This window comes from Nonomuraea gerenzanensis (assembly GCF_020215645.1).
Classification (GTDB): Bacteria; Actinomycetota; Actinomycetes; order Streptosporangiales; family Streptosporangiaceae; genus Nonomuraea; species Nonomuraea gerenzanensis.
The window spans coordinates 5,801,756-5,819,325 of record NZ_CP084058.1 but is presented as its reverse complement, the minus strand read 5'-3'; the positions used below and the strand labels follow the sequence as shown (position 1 = coordinate 5,819,325).

8 protein-coding genes are annotated in these 17,570 nt (G+C 72.4%); 2 read left to right on the top strand and 6 right to left on the bottom strand.

Annotation, left to right across the window (positions count from 1 at the left end):
- Positions 1-19 precede the first annotated feature (19 nt).
- Positions 20-2,611, top strand: a complete 2,592-nt coding sequence (gene fxsT / locus LCN96_RS27185) for an FxSxx-COOH system tetratricopeptide repeat protein (RefSeq protein WP_311131919.1) — start codon at positions 20-22, stop codon at positions 2,609-2,611.
- 6 nt (positions 2,612-2,617) lie between these two features.
- Here fxsT and LCN96_RS27180 read toward each other — a convergent pair whose 3' ends face one another.
- The 3 genes from LCN96_RS27180 to LCN96_RS27170 all read right to left on the bottom strand — a co-directional run bounded on the left by LCN96_RS27180 (position 2,618) and on the right by LCN96_RS27170 (position 4,557).
- Positions 2,618-3,715 carry an aKG-HExxH-type peptide beta-hydroxylase gene (locus tag LCN96_RS27180; protein ID WP_225275721.1) on the bottom strand — a complete coding sequence of 366 codons (1,098 nt, stop codon included), beginning with the start codon at positions 3,713-3,715 and terminating at the stop codon, positions 2,618-2,620.
- Positions 3,712-3,897: a hypothetical protein gene (locus LCN96_RS27175; RefSeq protein ID WP_225275720.1), complete on the bottom strand. Its 186-nt coding sequence runs from the start codon at positions 3,895-3,897 to the stop codon at positions 3,712-3,714. Before LCN96_RS27175 ends, LCN96_RS27180 begins: the two co-directional genes overlap by 4 nt.
- A 177-nt stretch (positions 3,898-4,074) precedes the next feature.
- Positions 4,075-4,557 carry a hypothetical protein gene (locus LCN96_RS27170; protein ID WP_225275719.1) on the bottom strand — a complete coding sequence of 161 codons (483 nt, stop codon included), beginning with the start codon at positions 4,555-4,557 and terminating at the stop codon, positions 4,075-4,077.
- Between the two features lie 288 nt (positions 4,558-4,845).
- On the opposite strand from LCN96_RS27170, the gene LCN96_RS27165 reads away from it, so the two are divergent.
- The gene (locus LCN96_RS27165) at positions 4,846-5,415 is read left to right on the top strand and encodes a bactofilin family protein (RefSeq protein ID WP_225275718.1); all 570 of its coding nucleotides are present in this window, start codon (positions 4,846-4,848) and stop codon (positions 5,413-5,415) included.
- Positions 5,416-5,641: 226 nt separating this feature from the next.
- Here the strand turns inward: LCN96_RS27165 and LCN96_RS27160 are convergent, their stop codons facing one another.
- The 3 genes from LCN96_RS27160 to LCN96_RS27150 form a co-directional block, all read right to left on the bottom strand.
- Positions 5,642-6,193, bottom strand: coding sequence for a hypothetical protein (locus tag LCN96_RS27160; protein WP_225275717.1), 552 nt, complete (start codon positions 6,191-6,193; stop codon positions 5,642-5,644).
- A 72-nt stretch (positions 6,194-6,265) separates the two neighbouring features.
- Positions 6,266-6,790, bottom strand: a complete 525-nt coding sequence (locus tag LCN96_RS27155; RefSeq protein WP_225275716.1) for a hypothetical protein — start codon at positions 6,788-6,790, stop codon at positions 6,266-6,268.
- Between the two features lie 27 nt (positions 6,791-6,817).
- A complete protein-coding gene (locus tag LCN96_RS27150) occupies positions 6,818-17,569 on the bottom strand; it encodes a WXG100-like domain-containing protein (RefSeq protein WP_225275715.1) in 10,752 nt (3,583 codons plus the stop codon).
- Position 17,570: the final 1 nt, after the last annotated feature.

Below are 17,570 nucleotides of genomic sequence, written 5' to 3'. Positions count from 1 at the left end.
GCCGACAACTGGAGCACCGATGACCGAGGGTCCGCAGTCGAAGAGCGGAGAGCGTGGTTCCGCGATACGCAGGCATCCGGTCATCATGGGGCAAGAGGTTCCCATCCGAAACTTGCATTTCACTGGACGGGCAGTGGAGTTGCAAGAGTTGCGCAATCGGCTCACCCAGTCCAGCGAGGCGCTCATCAGTCAGCCGGCGCAGGCGCTCTATGGCCTCGGCGGAGTGGGCAAAACGGAAATTGCAGCCGAATATGCCCATCGCTGGGCCTCCGACTACGAGGTGATCTGGTGGGTCCGCGCCGAGCAGGAGGACACGATCCGCAACTCCATCGTGGCGCTCGGGCGGCGGATGAGGCTGCCCGACTTCACCGGCGAGAACCGTGACTACTCCAGCCAGACGGTGCTCGACGCGCTGCGCAACGGAGAGCCGTACGCGAAGTTCCTGCTCATCTTCGACAACGCGACCCAACCGGAGATCGTGCGCCGGTACATCCCCCACGGCAACGGCCACGTGATCATCACCTCCCGCGTCCAGGGGTGGCGCCAGGCGGTCCGCGACGACGGGATCGAGGTGTCGCAGTTCGCCCTCGACGAGACGGTGGCCTTCCTGCGCAGGCGGGTGACGACGCTGGCCCCGGCGGGAGACGGAGCCGAGGAGAAGCGCCGTCTCCGGCTCGCCCGGCAGCTCGCCGCCGCGCTCGACAACCTGCCCCTCGCCGCCGAGCACGCGGCCGCCTACCTCACGCAGACCGGCTCGTCCGTCGAGGAGTACCTGGAGCGGTTCCAGCGCGACGCCCACGACCTGCTCGGCGAGAGCGTCGACATGTACTACCCGCAGGTCGTGGCCACGACCTGGAGCCTGGCCCGGGGCAGCATCTCCGACGAGGCCGTCGCCCTGTTCAGCCTGCTGGCGTTCTTCTCGCCGGAGCCGATCGCCGAAACCCTGCTGGTGCAGTCCGGCCGCGTCCTCAACGTCTCCGGCCCCGTCGGCAAGATCGTCGACAGCGTGACCGAATACCGCAGAGCCGCCAGGGAGCTGGCCAGGTTCTCCCTCGTCAAGCTCGACGGCATTCGCAACACCATCCAGGTCCACCGTGTGGTGCAGGCCGTCACGAAGGCCCGCATCGAGCGGGAGGACCTGGCCCAGGCGAGACTCCTGCGCAAGACGGTCCACACGCTGCTGGCCGCCTCCGACCCGCTGGAGCCAGAGCGGGAGGACAACGACCCGAAGTACGAGTTCTCCCGGCAGCACCTGCTCCCCGCCGACGCCCTGAACACCGACAACGCCCACCTGCGCAACCTGGTCATCAACCAGGTGCGCAGGCTCGCCCTGCGCGGCGGCTACGCCGAGAGCCTGAGCCTCGGCCAGGCGGCGCTCACCAACTGGCGCGGCCGGCTCGGCGACGAGGACCTGCAGGTGCTGGCCCTGGCCGCCGAGGTCGCCTCGGTCCTGCGTGACGTCGGTCGCTACGAGGACGCGTACACGCTGAACCAGCAGACCCTGGGCGTCCTGAGCCGGGTGTACGGCAAGGAGAACGAGGTCTATCTGCGGTGCGCCCGCAGCTTCGACAGCGACATCCGCTTCATGGGCCGCTACCAGGAGGCGCTCGACCACGAGATGGAGCTGCTGCCCCGGTACGAATCGGTGTTCGGCACCCAGGACCACTCCAGCCTCATGATCCGTAACAACATCGCGGTGAGCCTGCGCTGCATCGGCCGCTTCGAGGAGGCCCTGCGCTGGGACGAGGAGACCTACGAGGAGCGCAAGCGGCTGTTCGGCTACTCCCATGTCGACGCGCTCATCTCGAAGTTCGCGATCGCCCGCGACCTGCGCCGCCTGGGCCGCTACGAGGAGTCGCTCGACCATCTCCGCGAGGTCGTCGAGCTGATGGACCAGAAGAACGAGCCCTGGCACCGGCATCGGCTGCTGGTCGTGGCGGACCTGGCGGTGGCACTGCGGCGGGTGGGCTTCCACGAGGACGCGGTCACCACGGGTGAGGCCATCTGGGGCAGGCACCGCACCCTGCTGGGCCCCGAGCACCGGCAGACCCTGGTGGTGGCCACCAATCTGATCATCGACCGGCGCAACACCGAGAACCTGTCAGGGGCCCAGTCCCTGGGCGAGGAGACCCTGCAGGCCTGGGAGAAGACGGCGGGTGCCGACCACCCCAACACGCACGCGACGCAGATGAACCTGGCCACGGTGCTCCGGCGCCGCGGCAATCCGCTCGGCGCGCGCGAGCTGGACGAACGTGCCCTCGCCGGGTTCCGGGCCTCGCTCGGGGAGACCCATCCCAGCTCGTTGATCGTCATGGGCAACCTCGCGAGCGACCTGTCCGCGCTCGGCGAGACCAGAGCCGCCCGCGAGCTGGGAGAGGCCACCTTCGAGATGAGCCGCGTGACCCGTGGCGACAAGCACCCCGCCACGCTGGTGATCATGGCGAACCTGTCCGTCGACCGGCGCGCCGACGGTGACCTCGCCCAGGCCGACGCCCTGTACGCGGACGTGATGGACCTGTTCGACGAGGTGCTGTCGTCCGAGCACTGGGAGGCCAGGCGGGCGGCGCAGCGGGGACGCCTCGACCTCGACATCGAGCCCATGTCGGCCTGAAGCGCTCTAGGCGTTGCGCTCCTGCCAGCCGCGCCGGTGTTCCTCGGCCAGCCGGGCGGCCTCCGCTTCCGCGTCCGGGCCGACCGGCTCCTTGCACCACAGCGCCAGCCGGCCGCGCATGCCCTCGGCCAGCGCGGTGCCGGCGCTCGTCAGCAGCCCGGACCGCAGCGCGGTGTCGAGCACGCCGAGGGTGGAGCGCCGCCAGCGTGCGAACAGCAGGTCGCCCTGCCACCGTTCGCCGCCCTCGGCGTGGTGGCGCTGCGTCCGCCAGTAGGCCGTGACGCCGTGGAAGGCGAAGGCGCCCTGGATCAGGGCGTCGACGGGCCTGGCGTCCTCCCGCCACGGCACGTAGAACCGCCTGCCTTCCGAGGGCCTCGTCAGCGGCACGGCATCCATCACAGCGCCCAGGACCACGTGCTGGTACTCGTGCACGAGCGCCTCGGCGAACAAGGCGGGCCGCTCGGCGGGAGCCAGGGCGATCGCCCCGAAGGCACGGCCTGAGGTCGCTCCGGCGGGCCGGCCTTCCGGGGCCGCGGGCAGCGGCACGATCGTCCTGATCATCCGGGCGATCCCGAGCGCCGTGGGCCAGTGATGGCGTACGAGGAGGTGCCACGCCGCACCGCCGATCCTGGACCAGGCGAGCACGTCCGCCGCGGCCGGTTCGGCCCCGCGCAGCCCGCAACGGGCGAGGTAGGGGTCATCGTGCCGCAGCGGGACGTCGAGGACCAGATCGTCGGCCCGGCAGCACAGGCGCGGCGACGGCCGGGACGGACCGGCGACCAGCTCGGCGAGATAGCTCCACTCCGGCTCGGCGCCGCGGTTCAGCGCCTGGACGGTGTGGTAGGCCCAGGCGCCCGTCCGAGGGGAGGAGAGCAGGCGGCGCGCGGCGTCGGGGGCCGTGTGCTCCAGGTGTGCCAGCCTCGCCAGCACCATGTCCGCCGACGTGGCCGTCCTGCCCGGACGGAGCTGGCCCGTCTTCCTGCGGGCGAGTTCCAGAAGAAGTCTGTGCTTGCCGACCTCCACGGTGACCAGCGTGTCCAGCAGGGTCGTCTCATGTCCCGGGTCGCTGAGGGCTTCGAGGTCGGCGAGGGTGAAGCCCGTCATTCAGTGGCGGTGTCGTCGCGGCCGTCCGACTGCCACAACTGGAGCGGGCCATCGCCGCACGAGGTCAGGAGGTGCCGGACCGCCGCCACCAGGTGGGCGTCGTCCACTGACCGGAGTCGATCCACGGTCATGTCGGCGAGCTCCAGGATGGGCGACTCTATACCACCAATCGGCTTGGGCATGGCGCTCCGTCCTTCGGTAGGCTCAACTGAGGGTACGTGGGGGCCGGATCCGGCGTAATTCTCCTTCGGGGTAATGTCGCCTGACCCGCACATCCGCACTCGCGTACCACTGCCTCCGGCCGGAGCGGACCGCCGGAAAGACGCGATCCCACCCCGGCCCTCAGCAGATCCTCCGGGTCAGCTCGTGTTCCCCTCCGCCGAGGAGCAGCGGTGGAGCACGGTGGCGCGCTTGGCGGAGGCGCCGATGAGCCGGACGAAGGGCTGGACGGTGGTGGTGCCCGCGCCGACGCTGATCAGCGCGAACGTCGACCGGGTCTCGAAGAACTCCTGGTGGTTGGCGAAGTTGGCCGGGCCGAACGTGCCCTCGAACGGCGCCGAGCCGTTGATCGCCCAGCCGAGCCGCAGCTCGGCCCCCGCGTCGACCCCGACGTCCGCGGTGACCTCGGCCTTGATGAACTGCGAGGAGGTGACCGTGACCGTGCGGGGTGCGGTGAGCGCCAGCCAGCCCAGCGCCGGCGTGGCGCCGAACGACGCGGCCTGGCAGCCCGCCTGCGCCGCGGGCACGGCTCCGGCGGGCTGGACGGACGTGACCGCGGCCGCGACCAGCGCCACGGTGCCGACCGCCGCCGCGCCGCGCGACCACCTGATGCTGCGTCTCATGAGATCCCCCTGGTGTGTGGGTGTGGTTGTCCGGTCGGGCGCCGCCGGCCGATGCATCGCTCCCGGGTCGGCAGGAACGGCGCCTGACCCTCAGGCGTGACATCCGGTTCCGGGGGTGGCGGGGGCCGTGCCATGGCCGTTCCATCGGCTGAGGGGCGCGTACGGAACTAGATGAGAAGTCCCTAATGTCCATCTCACGTGGCAGCCACGACCGGCCGAGAGGCTTCCTCATACCGGGCGGACGACCCGCCCCGGCCGACTGACTGAGTGGCTGACGAAAGGCATGACATGAAGGCGATCAAGCTGGCCGTTACCGGCGCCCTCCTCGGCACCGTGCTCGGCGGCCTGGCCATGGCCACCCCCGCCGCCGCCGACTCGCGCGCCTGCAAGGGCACGATCCGGGCCGCGAGTGTCGACGACGTACATGTCCCCAAGGGCGCCACCTGCACCCTCCTTGGCACCCGCGTGGACGGCAACGTCAAGGTCGGCGGCGGGGGCACCCTGGTGGCGCGGGGTGTCCGGGTTGACGGCGACATCCAGGCCAAGGGGGCCCGCGCGGTCTCCGTGACCGCCGGCTCGAAGGTGGGCGGCAACATCCAGGTGGAGGACAGCGGCACCGTCACCGTGACCTCCTCCCGCGTCGACGGCGACATCCAGCTTGAGGACAACGACCGTTACGTCCGGGTCGACGGCAACCGGGTGGACGGCAACATCCAGCTCAAGGACAACCGCAAGGGCCTGCAGGTGCGCCGCAACAGCGTTGACGGCAACCTCGAGTGCGAGGGCAACCGCTCCAAGGTGACCGGTGGCAAGAACGCCGTGCGGGGCGACAAGGAAGGCCAGTGCCGCCGCTTCTGACCGCCTTCCCACACGCTTGGCCTGGGCTCAGGCGTCGACGCCGCACCCGACCGGACTTGACTGGTAGGTGGTGGCGACGGCCTGGGTTCGGTCGCGGAGTCGGGGCTGCATCAGCACGAGGGACCTGGGTCTTGACGGTGGCCTCGCCGATCAACAGCTCGCCGGTGGTCTCGGTGTTGGGCGGGTCGGGCTGTCCACTGGAGCACCTCGCGCTCGCGTGGGGGCGTCAAGAGGCGGTGTCGCCGGCGTGCAGGCGCTGAAAGTCGGCCAGGCTCTGGCGGTAGAAGGCGAGGTCGCTCTCCAGCTTCGCCCTGGTGAAGCGTTCGGGCTCGGCGTCGCGGGCTGATCTGCCCAGCTCCGTCCAGAACGTCTCCGGCGGCAGTGCCTCGGCCCCGTCCGGGAGGAACTTCAGTGCCTCGGCCAGTGCGTCGGCGGCGTAACTCCAGTCGGCGACCACTGCCTGGAACCGGCCGGGGTCCGGTGACGGGTCGGCGGTGAAGAACAGGGCGCCCTCCAGGGCCCTGCTCGCGTACGTGGCGCCGATCAGCGTCCATTGGCCGGGGTCGAGCAGCTCGGACACGCCCGTGCCGAACGTCGTGCCCGTCCTTCTGGCTGCCTGCTCCGCCTCGTACGGGACAGGCACCTCCAGGCCGCCGGCCCGCACCAGCCAGCCGTCCGGCGTCTCGGTCACCGACGCCTGTGCCGATCCGCCGGAGACGGCCAGGTCGAGGTAGACGTGCGCCTCGACCAGGGAGCGTGCCTGGCCGGGCTCAGGCATGCCGGGCCCTCGGGTCGTGGTCGGTGCCAAGGTCAGGCATGCCGACCCTCCGGGTCGCGGTGGGTGCCGGGGTCAGGCATGCCGGGCCGCCAGGTCACGGTAGGTGTCGCGGACGATGAGCAGACGTTCCAGCTGGAAGCGGCCGGGCTCGGCCGCGCGCAGCTCGCGGCCCCGCTGCGACCAGAAGCCGTCGTCGGGGACCTCGTCGGCGCCCGGCGGGATGAACTTCACGACTTCCTCGACGGCCGCCGTCGCCACCGACAACGTGCGGTGCGCCTCGGCGCCGTCGTCCACCGGGACGTTGCCTGCCGTCAGGTCGGCCACCCACAACCACTCCCCCGCGTCGAGCAGCTGCGACGGCTCCGCGCCCCCGAACGTCGGGTAGCCCGCGGGCATGATCGGCCGTTCCGGGACGCCGAACAGGTATTCGCGCTGCCTGCCGCAGCTCTCGCAGGTGCCGGCGTAGCGGCTGGCGAGGCCGCCCTCGGCGCTGACCAGGCCGCTGTCCCAGGTCGTGTCCACCGAGCCGCACGCGCACGGGTGCAGGTCGAGGTAGAGATGTGCCTCATCCCTCGTCCGTGCTACCGCGAAGGTCATAACCGTCCTCTCCCTCGAAGGTTCCTATCATGCCCGCATCGCGGGGTGGTCGGTGTCCGCTGCCGTTCGAGGACCGTCGGTGTCCGTCGCTGTCCGGCGGCGGTCGTTGTCCGCTGCTGTTCTGGGGCGGACGATGGCCGCGTCTGACGTGCGGAGGCCGGTGGTGACCGCCTCTGGCGGATGGGAGCCGTTGGTGGTCGTCTCCGGCGAGTGGGAGCCGTTGGTGGTCGTCTCCGGCGAGTGGGGGCCGTCGGTGACGGGTGTCATGCGGGCGCGGCCGGTGCCGGGTTCGGTGCGCCGGCCGCACAGGCATGGCGAGTTCTCGGGGCACCGGCACTTCTCCTCGGGGTGCCAGCCGGTGCCCTCGGCGAATGCGCGGGCGCGGTTCCAGTACTCGCGCTGGCGTCCCGGCCTCGGGTCGGCCAGCATCCTGGCGAGGTCGGCGGCCAGTGGGGCGGGGACGAGGTGCAGGGGGACGGTGGCCGCCACGTCGTGCAGGACGCCCAGGCGGGCCGGGAGTTGCGCGGGGGTGGCGGTGCGGACCTGCCGGAAGGCCTCGTACAGGCCGGCGACGGCGCCGTGCTCCGCGGGCGGCAGGCCGAGCGCCGCTGCCAGGGCGGCCGCGGCGGTCGCGGCGGCGGCCCGCTCGTTCGCGCCGATCGTGCGGGTTTCGTCCACCTGGTAGGTGAGCACGCCCGCGTCCTGTGGGTACGTCTGCTGTACTCCGGTCTGCTGGTACGTCAGCCGCGCCCCGTTCTGGTGAGTCCCGTTGTGGCGGGCGTCGTTCTGGCGGGCGTCGTTCTGGCGAGCGTCGTTGTGGTGGGCCGGTTGGTTCGCTGGGCGGATCTCGACCGGGATGGGCGGGCGGCCGGGGATCTCGATGTCGAGCAGGCCCGGACCGTACGTTCGGGCGCGGGCGCCCATGAGCGCGACGGCCCTGCTGACGGCGTCGGCGGCGGCCACCTCGGGCAGCGTCGGGCTGCCGCGCAGGGCGGCGACGTGCTCGGGGGCCAGCTCGCCTGCCCTGGCCAGCGCCACGGTCCTCGCCGCCGCACCCGGCTGCCCCGGTGCCAGGCCCGCGCGCTCCGCCTCGGCCCGGATGGCGGCCATGAGGTCGGAGGTCCCGGCGCGCCCATCGCCGAGCGCTTCCGCGACCGAGTGCGGCGCGGCCTTGCCGCCGTTGAGGGCGTCAGTGAGCGAGCCCGGCCCCGCCGGCCGCCCGTTGAGCGCCTCGGACAACGAGCCCGGCGCCACCCCACCGCCGTTGAGCGCCTCGGACAACGAGCCCGGCGCCACCCCGCCGCCGTTGAGCGCGTCGGCGAGGGAGAACCCGGAAGGCTTCGCGGCGGCCAGGGCGTCGATGAGCCCACGCAGCTCTGCCACCGTCGCCGGGTCCGGCAGGCCGACGGTGTCAGGAACGCCGGCCGCCCTGCCCCCGGCGGCAGTGCCCGGTGGCGCCCCCATCGGTCGTGCCACCGGTGGGCCGGAATGCCACGGTGGGAGGGGCGGGGTGTGGCCGCGGCGTTCGATGTCGGCGGCGAGCGCGTCGATGGCCGCCGCGATCCGCTCACGGGCCTGCGGGTCGGCGGTGCCGCGCCACTTCCGCGACAGGTGGGCGTGCTCGTCCAGCCGCGGCGTCAGGCAGTGGTCGGTCCCCTCGCGGACCGGCGACAGCGATTCTCTGACCAGCCCCTGTCCCATCCCGGCCATCTGCGCGGCCCGTTCCTGGGCGATGTGCGAGATCTCGTGCACCAGCACCGACGACACCACGTGCGGCTCCACCCGCGGCCCGATCCGCAGCACGTGCGGGTCGTCCACGAGGCCCGAATGCAGCTCGGTGCGTCCGTCGAGCCCCTCCCCCGGGTCCTCCGCCAGCACGCGCACGTGCTGGTCGACCGTCCCGGGAAGCTGGATGACGAACGTGTCCTCGGCGGTCCAGCGGAGATTGGCCAGGGCGCCGCCGAAGTCGGCGGGGATCACGTCCTGGGCGCGGATCTCGGCGATCGTCAGGTCGGGGACGTCTGAGGGTCGCGCCGACGCGGCGAGCGGGCTGCCGGGCAGCTCGGGCGAGGTCACCGACGGTGTGCCCGGCGCCTGGAGGGTGTTGCCGCCCGCGTGCGGCGGGTCGGCCGAGGCGGAGTCGGACATCGCCCAGACCGGCTCGGGGTCGGCGGGACGGGCGTTCCTGAGCTCCAGCTCGGCCGCCACCTGCTGGGTGAAGGTGCCGGGGACGGTGGAGTTCATGAAGATCTCGCGCAGCTTCAGGCCGTTGCTGTCGGCCGCCTCCAGGAGGTGCGGCGGCAGCGTGGCGAACGCCTCGGCGAAACCGCCGTCGGGAGTGACGCTGTGCACGGTGCCGTCGGGGGCGGCCAGGTAGCGGTGCAGGCCGTCCTCCTCCCGCACGTGGACCCTGGCCACCTCGCCGCGCTCGCGGGCCGCCACGCGCGCGTCCTGAAGGACCTGGATCAGCCCCTTGCGGCCGGAGTCCGGGTGGAAGCGGAACCTGGGCAGGCCGTCCAGCGGCGCCGCGACGCGGACGCCGGCCTCCATCCTGGCGTGCAGCTCGTTGAGCTCCTCGCCGAAGAGCGCGATCATGGCGGTGCCGCCGGTCGCGCCCGGACGGTGGACGACCTCGCTGCGGGGCACGACGTCGCCGCGGCGGTGCCGCTTGACCCGTTCGAAGGTCAGGTCGTAGTCCACCCTGACGCGTACGGTGTAGAGCTTGCCGGTCTCGAACATGCTGCGCTCGCGGCGCGCGCCCTGGTGGGCGCTGGCACTCTGCGACGCCTGCGCCCCGGCCCACCTGCCGACGCTGAGCCCGAGCGCCTTGAAGCTCGTGCCGCCGGACAGGCCCGCCGGCAGGATGTGGCCCCTGGAGAAGGTCACGTTCTGGGCGTCGGCCCGCCTGTCCACCTCGCCCTTCTCGCCGTCGTACGGCCCGGCCACGACCGTGAGGTCCGACATGCGCGCCTTGACCGTGACGTCCACACCCTGGTTGCGGAACTTCGGCTCGGCCGTGTGCGGCAGGACGTCGCCGTCGCGCCCCGCCACCCGCTCCAGGCTGGTGATCAGCCCGGAGTGCGACAGCCAGGCGGACAGCGCCCCGGACCGCTCCTTGACCGCGGCGTAGCCGATCATCTTGCTCAGCTGGGAGTTGATCGCGTCGAACAGCGTCGGCCTGTTCCCGTCCTCGGTCAGCACCTCGGGGAAGTGGCCGGGCTCCAGCTCCACCTGGCGCGGGTCGATCACGGCGGGAACCGCTCCCGGGTCCCGGTCGGCCCTGCGCACCATGTCGCCGGGGAGTCCGCGCCGCAGCTTGACGCCGTACTCACGGGTGATCACGGGACGCCTGCGGCGCATCCGCCCCATCGCCGACCTGACCTTGGCGGCAGCCCCCGGCACCCGCCTCTCGAACGGCACCGGCCGCACCCGGGCGGGCCTGGTCTCGATCTCGATGACGAGCCGCATGTCCTGCTCGACCGTGGTCAGGCCCTTGAACCTGGCCAGCCGCTGCAGCCGCATCCGGTTCTCGTTGTTGCTGCTGGAGTAGGAGCGGCTGCGCTTGGTGGACACCCCTGCCTTGTTGTCGCCGTCGCTGTCGGACTCGCTGTATTCGAGGCCGGCGGAGTAGGACCCGGAGTACGACTCCGTGTGCGAGGCCTCCTTGGCGCGGTAGCGCTGGATGATGACGCCGTCCTCGTCGGAGTGGTCCACCAGCACCGCCTGGCGCGGGTCGGCGCCCGGGGCGTGCTCCATCCGCACCCGGACCGTGACCACCTTGGCCTTGCTGGAGTCGAGGCCGGTGTGCACGTCGTACTCCCGCTCGAACCCGCGCCGCGACCACATCTCGTCGAGGTGGACCTGCGGCCGGGTGCCGTTGAGGTCGCCCCTGACCTGCCTGCGCAGGTTCGGGGTGCCCTGACGCGCGCCCGGCACCGCCGCGTCGACCGCGTTCAGCACCTCCTCCATGACGTCGACCTCGTTGCCCTGGGTGTCGGTCACGGTGAACGACTGCGGCATGCTCATGCCCATGCCGTGCTCGTACTGCGGGGCGACCACGACGTTCCTGAGGCGGTCGTTCACGGCCCTCGCCGCGCTCAGCACCCTGCTGAGCCTGGACGCCGTGGCGGGGGCGGCCTCGGCGGCCGCGGTCACCGTCGGGCCGAGGTCGGCGACCTGCTTGAGCGCGTCGATCAGCACCTGGGGCGTGTGCCGCGTGCCGAGCCCGATGTCGTCGCCGCGGGCCAGCGCCTCGGCGCGGGTCTTGACGTACTGCATGATGAGCGGCACCGCGAGCGTGCGGTGCAGCTTCATGGTGCCGTTGAGGAAGCGCTCGACGGCGTCGGCCACCACGGGCTGGGGCAGGGGCAGCTCGCCGTCGGCGTACAGCCGCAGCGCGTCGTGCTCGGGGACGGTGAACAGGCCGTTGCCGTGGCTGCGGAGCCGGTTGCCCATCCCTCCGCCCACCTGCAGCCCGAGCGGGGTGTCGTGGCTGGTGCGCAGCTTGACGATGACGTCCACGGGCACGTGGAAGCGGTACTTCCTGGCGATCGAGATGCCCAGGAACTCGGTGCCCCAGATGGCCACGAGCGCCGTCGCGAGCGACCGGACGCGGGAGCGCGAGGGCAGCGTGAGCGAGCCCGAGTCGCTGGTCGTGCCGCCGTCGTCGGCGTCGGCGATGCTGTTCATCAGGCCGAGCACGACGTTGTTGGACCCGCCCCACGAGATGCCGGCGCTGCGCAGGGCGAGCATGATGCGGCCGGTCACCGAGTCCACGACGTCGACGAAGCTCGCCTGGCCGAGCTCGCCCCGCACCTCCAGCGACGTGCGGGTGGGCGCGACGCCGTTGGGGTCGAGCACGAGGTCGTGGGTGATCGGGCCCTCGAACAGGTGGGAGGCCAGATGGTGCCGGCTCAGCAAGGGCCAGAGCTGGACCAGCGGGGCCACCTTCCCGCGCAGGCCGCGCGGCAGCATCCGCCAGATCCGTCTGACGTCGCCCAGGGCGGGGCCGGCGTCGAAGTGCTCCAGCGTCGCGAGGTCCATCAGCTTCTTCGTCGGCTTGCCCATCGGGCCGGCGAACCACGGCCCGCCGTCGCGGGGCAGCATGTCGCCTGGCACCATGAGCAGGGGCTTGATGGGGCGCGGATCGACCACCGGTTCGATCTTGCCGTTGTGAACCAGGTTGACCTCGATCACCGCGTCGGTCTCGAGGCCCGCGGTCTTCTTGTCCTTGCCGTCCTCCTCCATGCCGACCTTGTTGACCATGCTGGAGGTGCTGGTGCCGGCCGAGTACGACCTGTCGCCGCCGACGTTCGGGCCCATCTTGTGCGAGACCCCGTCGTGCCCCTGCTCCGGCCCGTCGTTCTTGGCCGCCGAGAAGCCCCCGCCGAACGTCTTGGACCGGTTGACGCCCCGCCCCGAGGTGTCACTGGCGATGTCGAGATGCGTGCGGACCTTGTTGACCAGGCCCTTGGGGGTGCCCCGGCCGCTGAAGTTCTGGCGGATCACGATCTGCAGCGCGTACAGGTCGGGGGTGGCGTTGAAGCCGTGCAACTGCAGGGGGATGAGGACGCCGCTCTGCGCCATCTGGTCGAACCCGCTGCGGATCGCGCTCTCCTGCAGGTGGGCGAGGACCTCTTCCTCGTTCAGCATCTGGGCGGCGCGCACGAGCAGGTTGTCGTCGTACTGGTGCACCCCGTTCTCGACCTTGGCCACGAGCCCCAGCTTGGCGAGGCGCTCCAGCACGTCCTCGTGCAGGTCGTTCAGCCCGGTGACCTCGCGGACGTCGGTCGGGCCCGCGCCGCGCATCTGCCGCGTGCCGTCTCCGAGCCACTGCGGCAGCTCCTTCTTACGGCCCTTGATCTCCTTGCGCGGGGGAGAGTCGCGCAGGACGACGTTGCCGTCGGCGTCGAACTTCGGCTTGCCGTTCTCGAAGACCAGCGCGCTGCCCGGCACGGGGTCGCCGGCGTGGAAGGCGTCCCGCACCTGCTGGCGGACCAGCAGGTCCGTGGTGAACGGCCCCAGCTTCAACGGCTTCTTGCCCGGCCGCTCCACCGTGAAGGTGACCTGGGCGACCTTGTGGTACGCCTGCGACAACTCGGCCCGCTTGTCCACCTGCGGGTGCACGGACGCCTCGTTGGCCGTGGAGGAGGACGACTGCGCCACCGGCCTGGTGCCCTTGGCCTCGGGCTTGACCGAGTCGGGGTGGTAGTCGCCCACCGGGCCGAGGACGTCCATGCCCTCCAGCGCCGCGTGGTTGAACCCGCCGGTGAGCCTGCCCTCCACCGACCCGCCGTACTCGACCTTGCTCGGCGAGGTGGCGGTCTCGGTGAGCACCTCCTCCTCCAGCGCCTCCGCCGTCGCCGCGCCCACCATCCGGGTCCGGTCCGTCACGATCTCGCTCGTGGCCGTGATCCGGATGTCGGGCTCGCCCTTCACGGCGAGGGTCACCTGCAGGCCGGTGCCCAGCGTCCGGCGGAAGCGCGCCTGCACCTCCTGGGTGACGAACTTGCGCAGGTCCCTGCGCGCGTTGGTGCCGATCCTGGTGTAGGCACCGCCGAGCTCGCCGGCGATCGCGTCGAGGGCGTCCTCCAGGCCGGTCATGCTGATGACCTCCTGGTTGGGCGGGTTCGGCCTCCGCTTGGCCGGGTCGATCGTCTCCGGGTCGCGCGAGGTCCTGTCGGCGTAGGAGTGCCACACCCAGATCCGCTGGGTGGCGGAGTCGCCGGGGCTGCCGGAGTCGACGGTCGTGGTGTCGCGCCACTCCCCGTTCTTCCCGGTACGCAGCTCCACGGTCCACGTGGCGGTGGCGTCGTACAGCAGCGACTCGCTGCGGTTGTCGGCGACCGAGCCGCCCTGCTCGAACATGCTGCTGCCGCCGGAGGCCGACCAGCTGCGGCCCAGGCTCACGCCGCCGCCGACGGTGAACATGTCGGCCAGCGCCCTGGCCGAGGTCCCCGGTTGCAGCAGCGGCGTCAGCGCGGCGCTGCTGAGGTCCACCGAGGTGCCGGAGCCGCCCGAGTGGGTGGCGGTGTACGTCTGGCCGGTCTGGTAGAACAGGCCCACCGTCACCTGGGACGCCTTCACCCCCGGATCGACCACCTCGACCAGGTCGGCGAGGGTGAGCCCGAGCCGCAGCTCGGCCGCGTGCCTGCCCCAGCCGACGCTCAGCACCAGGCCGTCGCCCGACACCACCTTGTGGAAGTCGGCGCGGATGTTGTTCTCCAGCTCGTCCGGGGTGTACTGCTTGGGGACGCGGTTGCGCTTCAGGATCTCGTTGACCCGGTCGGTGAGCACGTCCAGATGGGCCAGCCTGCCGGTGGGCATCGCCTCGGGCAGGGAGAACTCGCTGGGCAGCGCCTCGCGCAGGTTGCTCAGGTAGCGGTCGTGCGCCTGCCTGGCCTCCGCCGCGGTGGCCGCGGCGATGGTGGCCACGTTCGCCTCGCCGGGCTGGGTCGGTGCGGGGGCGTTCTGCAGGACGGCCAGCAGCCGCGCGTACCCCTCGTACGACTTCCTGGCCCGGATCGCCTGGTGCAGCGCGGCCTCGTACTCGCCGGCGATCCTGATGTGCATGGCCTGCTTGTCGCGGTGGCGGCGGGCGTCCGCCTCGGCCACGTCGACGCGCGCCTGCGCGCCGCTGTCGTGCTCCCGGCCCGCCTTCCTGGCCTCCTTCTGCGCCTTGCGCGCCTCCTTGCCCGCCTGCTTGGCGCTGTCGCGCTTGCCTGCGGCCAGTTGCCTGAGCGTCTGCTCGGCGACCGCGAATCTTCTGGCGAGCTCCTGTACGTCCTCAGGGCGCGGATCCAGCCCCAGTCTGGCCAGGTCGAGGCTGGTCCGCTCGCTCTGCGGGCCCGCGGCCCAGGGCGGGGGCGGCGGGGTGGCGCCACGGGCGCGCAGGTCGTGCAGGAGGCCGTCGATGTCCACGGCCAGCAGCCGCTTGTCCGGCATCGTGGTGGCCTGGCGCCACTTGTCCGTCAGGTACGCCAGCTCGTTGAGCCGGGCGGGCACGCACTCGTCGGCGGCCTGGTGGGTGGCACCGCCGGGCAGCATCCGGCGCACCACGCCCTGCCTGCGGCCTGCGCGCCCGGCCGCCAGGTGCTGCAGCGTGTCCGTGATCTCGTGCAGCCAGACCCTGGGGAGCTGGTCGTCGGCGATGCGGGGGGCGAAGCTGACCTCGTGCGGCTCGGTGTCGGTGCCCGCCTTGAAGGTGGTCACCGCCATCATCCGCTGGTCCTGGTCGCCGACGACGGGGCGGAAGTAGTAGGTGTTGTTCGCGGTGCGGACCTTCAGCACGTCGCCGGACCAGGAGAGCTCCTGCACCTCCTCACTCGCGTGCTGGAAATGGTCGGTGAGGTCGGCGGTGCCCTGCTTGATCTCGTCCGTGCTGAGGTCGGCGGGGCGGCCGCCGTCGGTGACGTACCGGGTGTTGGCGATCGGCGGGGAGGTGACGGTGCCCGGCTTGCTCGTGTGCGCGGCCGGGGGCTCGGAGGCGGGGGCGGTTGAGGACAGGCTGTCGTCCGACGCCGCGAGCAGGAGCATGGCCGCCGCGTCCACCGTCAGCTCCGGCTGGCTGGTGACCTGGGTGGCTCGGGTGTCCAGGGTCTTGCGGATGCGGTTCATGGTGTCGGTGGACAGGATGCGGTGGCCGTCCTGGCGCGGGATGATCACCTCTCCTGTCGGGCCGAGCACCGCGTTCGGGAAGGTGGTGGCCAGGGCCTCCAGCAGCGCCGCCCGGGCCCTGAGGGGGGCCGGTGTCGTGGTGGTGACCGGCTGGGACTGGTCGCCTGGCTGGGCGGGCGGGGCTGTGGCGATCTGGGACGTCTGCGCCGTGGTGCTGCTGTCGCCGTCGGACGTCGCGCCGGGGTTCGGCGGCGCGGTGTCCGCCTGCGGCGCGGGCGCTGTGGCCGCCCCGCGCTGCGGCGTGATGTCCGCCTCTGCCTCGGGAGCGCTGTCCGGCTGCGCCTCGGGGGCGACGTCCGGCTGCGGTGCGGTGTCCGTTCGGGCCTCGGGCGTGGCGTCCGCCCCCGGCTGCGGCGCAGTGCCTGCCTGCGCCTCGGGGGCGGTGTCCGCCTGCGGCTGCGGTGCCGGCTGCGCGTCCGGCTGGGCGTCGGAGGGCGTGGCGGAGGCAGGCTCCGCCACGGCCTCGCCCTGGGCCGGCGCAGCGTCCGTGTCCGTGCTCGTGTCCGTGCTCGTGTCCGTGCTCGTGTCCGTGCCGGTGTCCGTGCTCGTGTCCGCGTCGGTGCCGGCGGCGGGCTCCGCGTTCGTGGCCGCGCGTGGCGCCGTGTCCCGCTGGGTGTCCGCGTCCGCGCGCGGGGTCGTGTCCCGCTGCCGGTCCGGTGCGGTGTCCGGCTGCTCGTCCGCGACCTCGTCCGCAGCCTCGTCACGAGCCGGCGTGACGACGGGCTCGGCCGAGGAGGAGGCGGGCCGGCGGGTGGAGAGGTCGGCGTCCGGCAGCGCGGGACCGCCGGGCCGCGCCGCCGCCCCCGGGGCGCCCGCCCCCGCCGGAGCGGTGGTGGACCGGGTGGCGGAGACGGTGTCCGGGTCGGGGGTGCGGACGGCGGGGGCTACGGGATGGTTGCCGTCCGGGTCGGCGGGGCCGCCGCCCGGCATCGCGGGAGCGGCGGGCGAGCCGCCGGCCCCGGCGCGGGCCGCGTCGGACTGCGCGGCGGCGTCGTAGGCGGCGGCGAGCGTGGTCAGCGGGTGGGCCAGCGCGGTGACCACGTCGGGGTTGAACGGGCTGATGCTCCCGGTACGCCCCACACCTCCGAGGAAGGCGCCCATCATGGAGTCGGCGGTGAACGGGTTCTCCAGCCGCCCGTACACCAGGGCGTTGCCCATGAAGCTGCCCACCGGCGAGGCGATCACGTTCGTCAGGCCGGTCGTCAGCGCGCGGCCGGTGAAGCCGGGCACCGCGCGGGTGATCCGGGACATGGGCCCGGCCACCACGGTGCCGGCGGCGGCGCCGCCGCCCGCCCCGACGCTGGTGGCCGCGAGCTGACGCCAGTCCAGGTGCTTGCGGGTGCCCATCTCGATCTGCTGCCGCTGGGCCCAGAAGTCGATGATGAACTCCTCGCCGATCTCCTCGATCAGCTCCTTGCCGAACGGCGACGCCAGCAGGCGCAGGATCAGCCCGCGGCCGGTGGCGCCGCTCAGCGCGGTCACCCTGGCCAGCTGCGTCGCGCCGATCTCCCGGCCGGCCTGGGCGGCGAGCCTGACCAGGATGCGGCTGATCGCCGAGCGGGCCGCGGCCGCGTACGGGCCGACGAGCGCGGCGGAGGCGCCCGCGCTGAAGAAGGCGACGATGATGGCGATGGCGATGGCGACGACGGTCACCCAGAACGCGATGTTGACGGAGAGCTTGGAGTACTGGGTCTCCACGGCGAAGTGGTTGGCCCGCTGCGCGTACGCCCTGGCGTTCCTGCTCGCGCCGGCGATGCCGGCCTCGGCGCCGTACACCTTGCGGGCGCGGGAGACGAAGTCGGCGGTGGCGGGGGCGGCCCAGCCGCCCGCGACGGTGCGCACGGCCTTGCCGGCCGGCTCGGCCGACGCGATGCTGCCGTCGGACAGCATCGCGTACGCGCGTGCCAGCAAGGACAGCCCGCTCTCGCTGGCGCCCGGCCACTTCTGCCCGCCGCCCAGCATGGGGATGAACCAGTAGACGACCCAGTCGGGGAACGCCTCGGTCTCCCAGACGGGCCGGACGTCGCTGTCGATGCCGACGACTTCGTGCTGGGCCGACGCCACACCGTTGGTGCGGGCGCCGATGTCGCCCGTGTTCGCCATG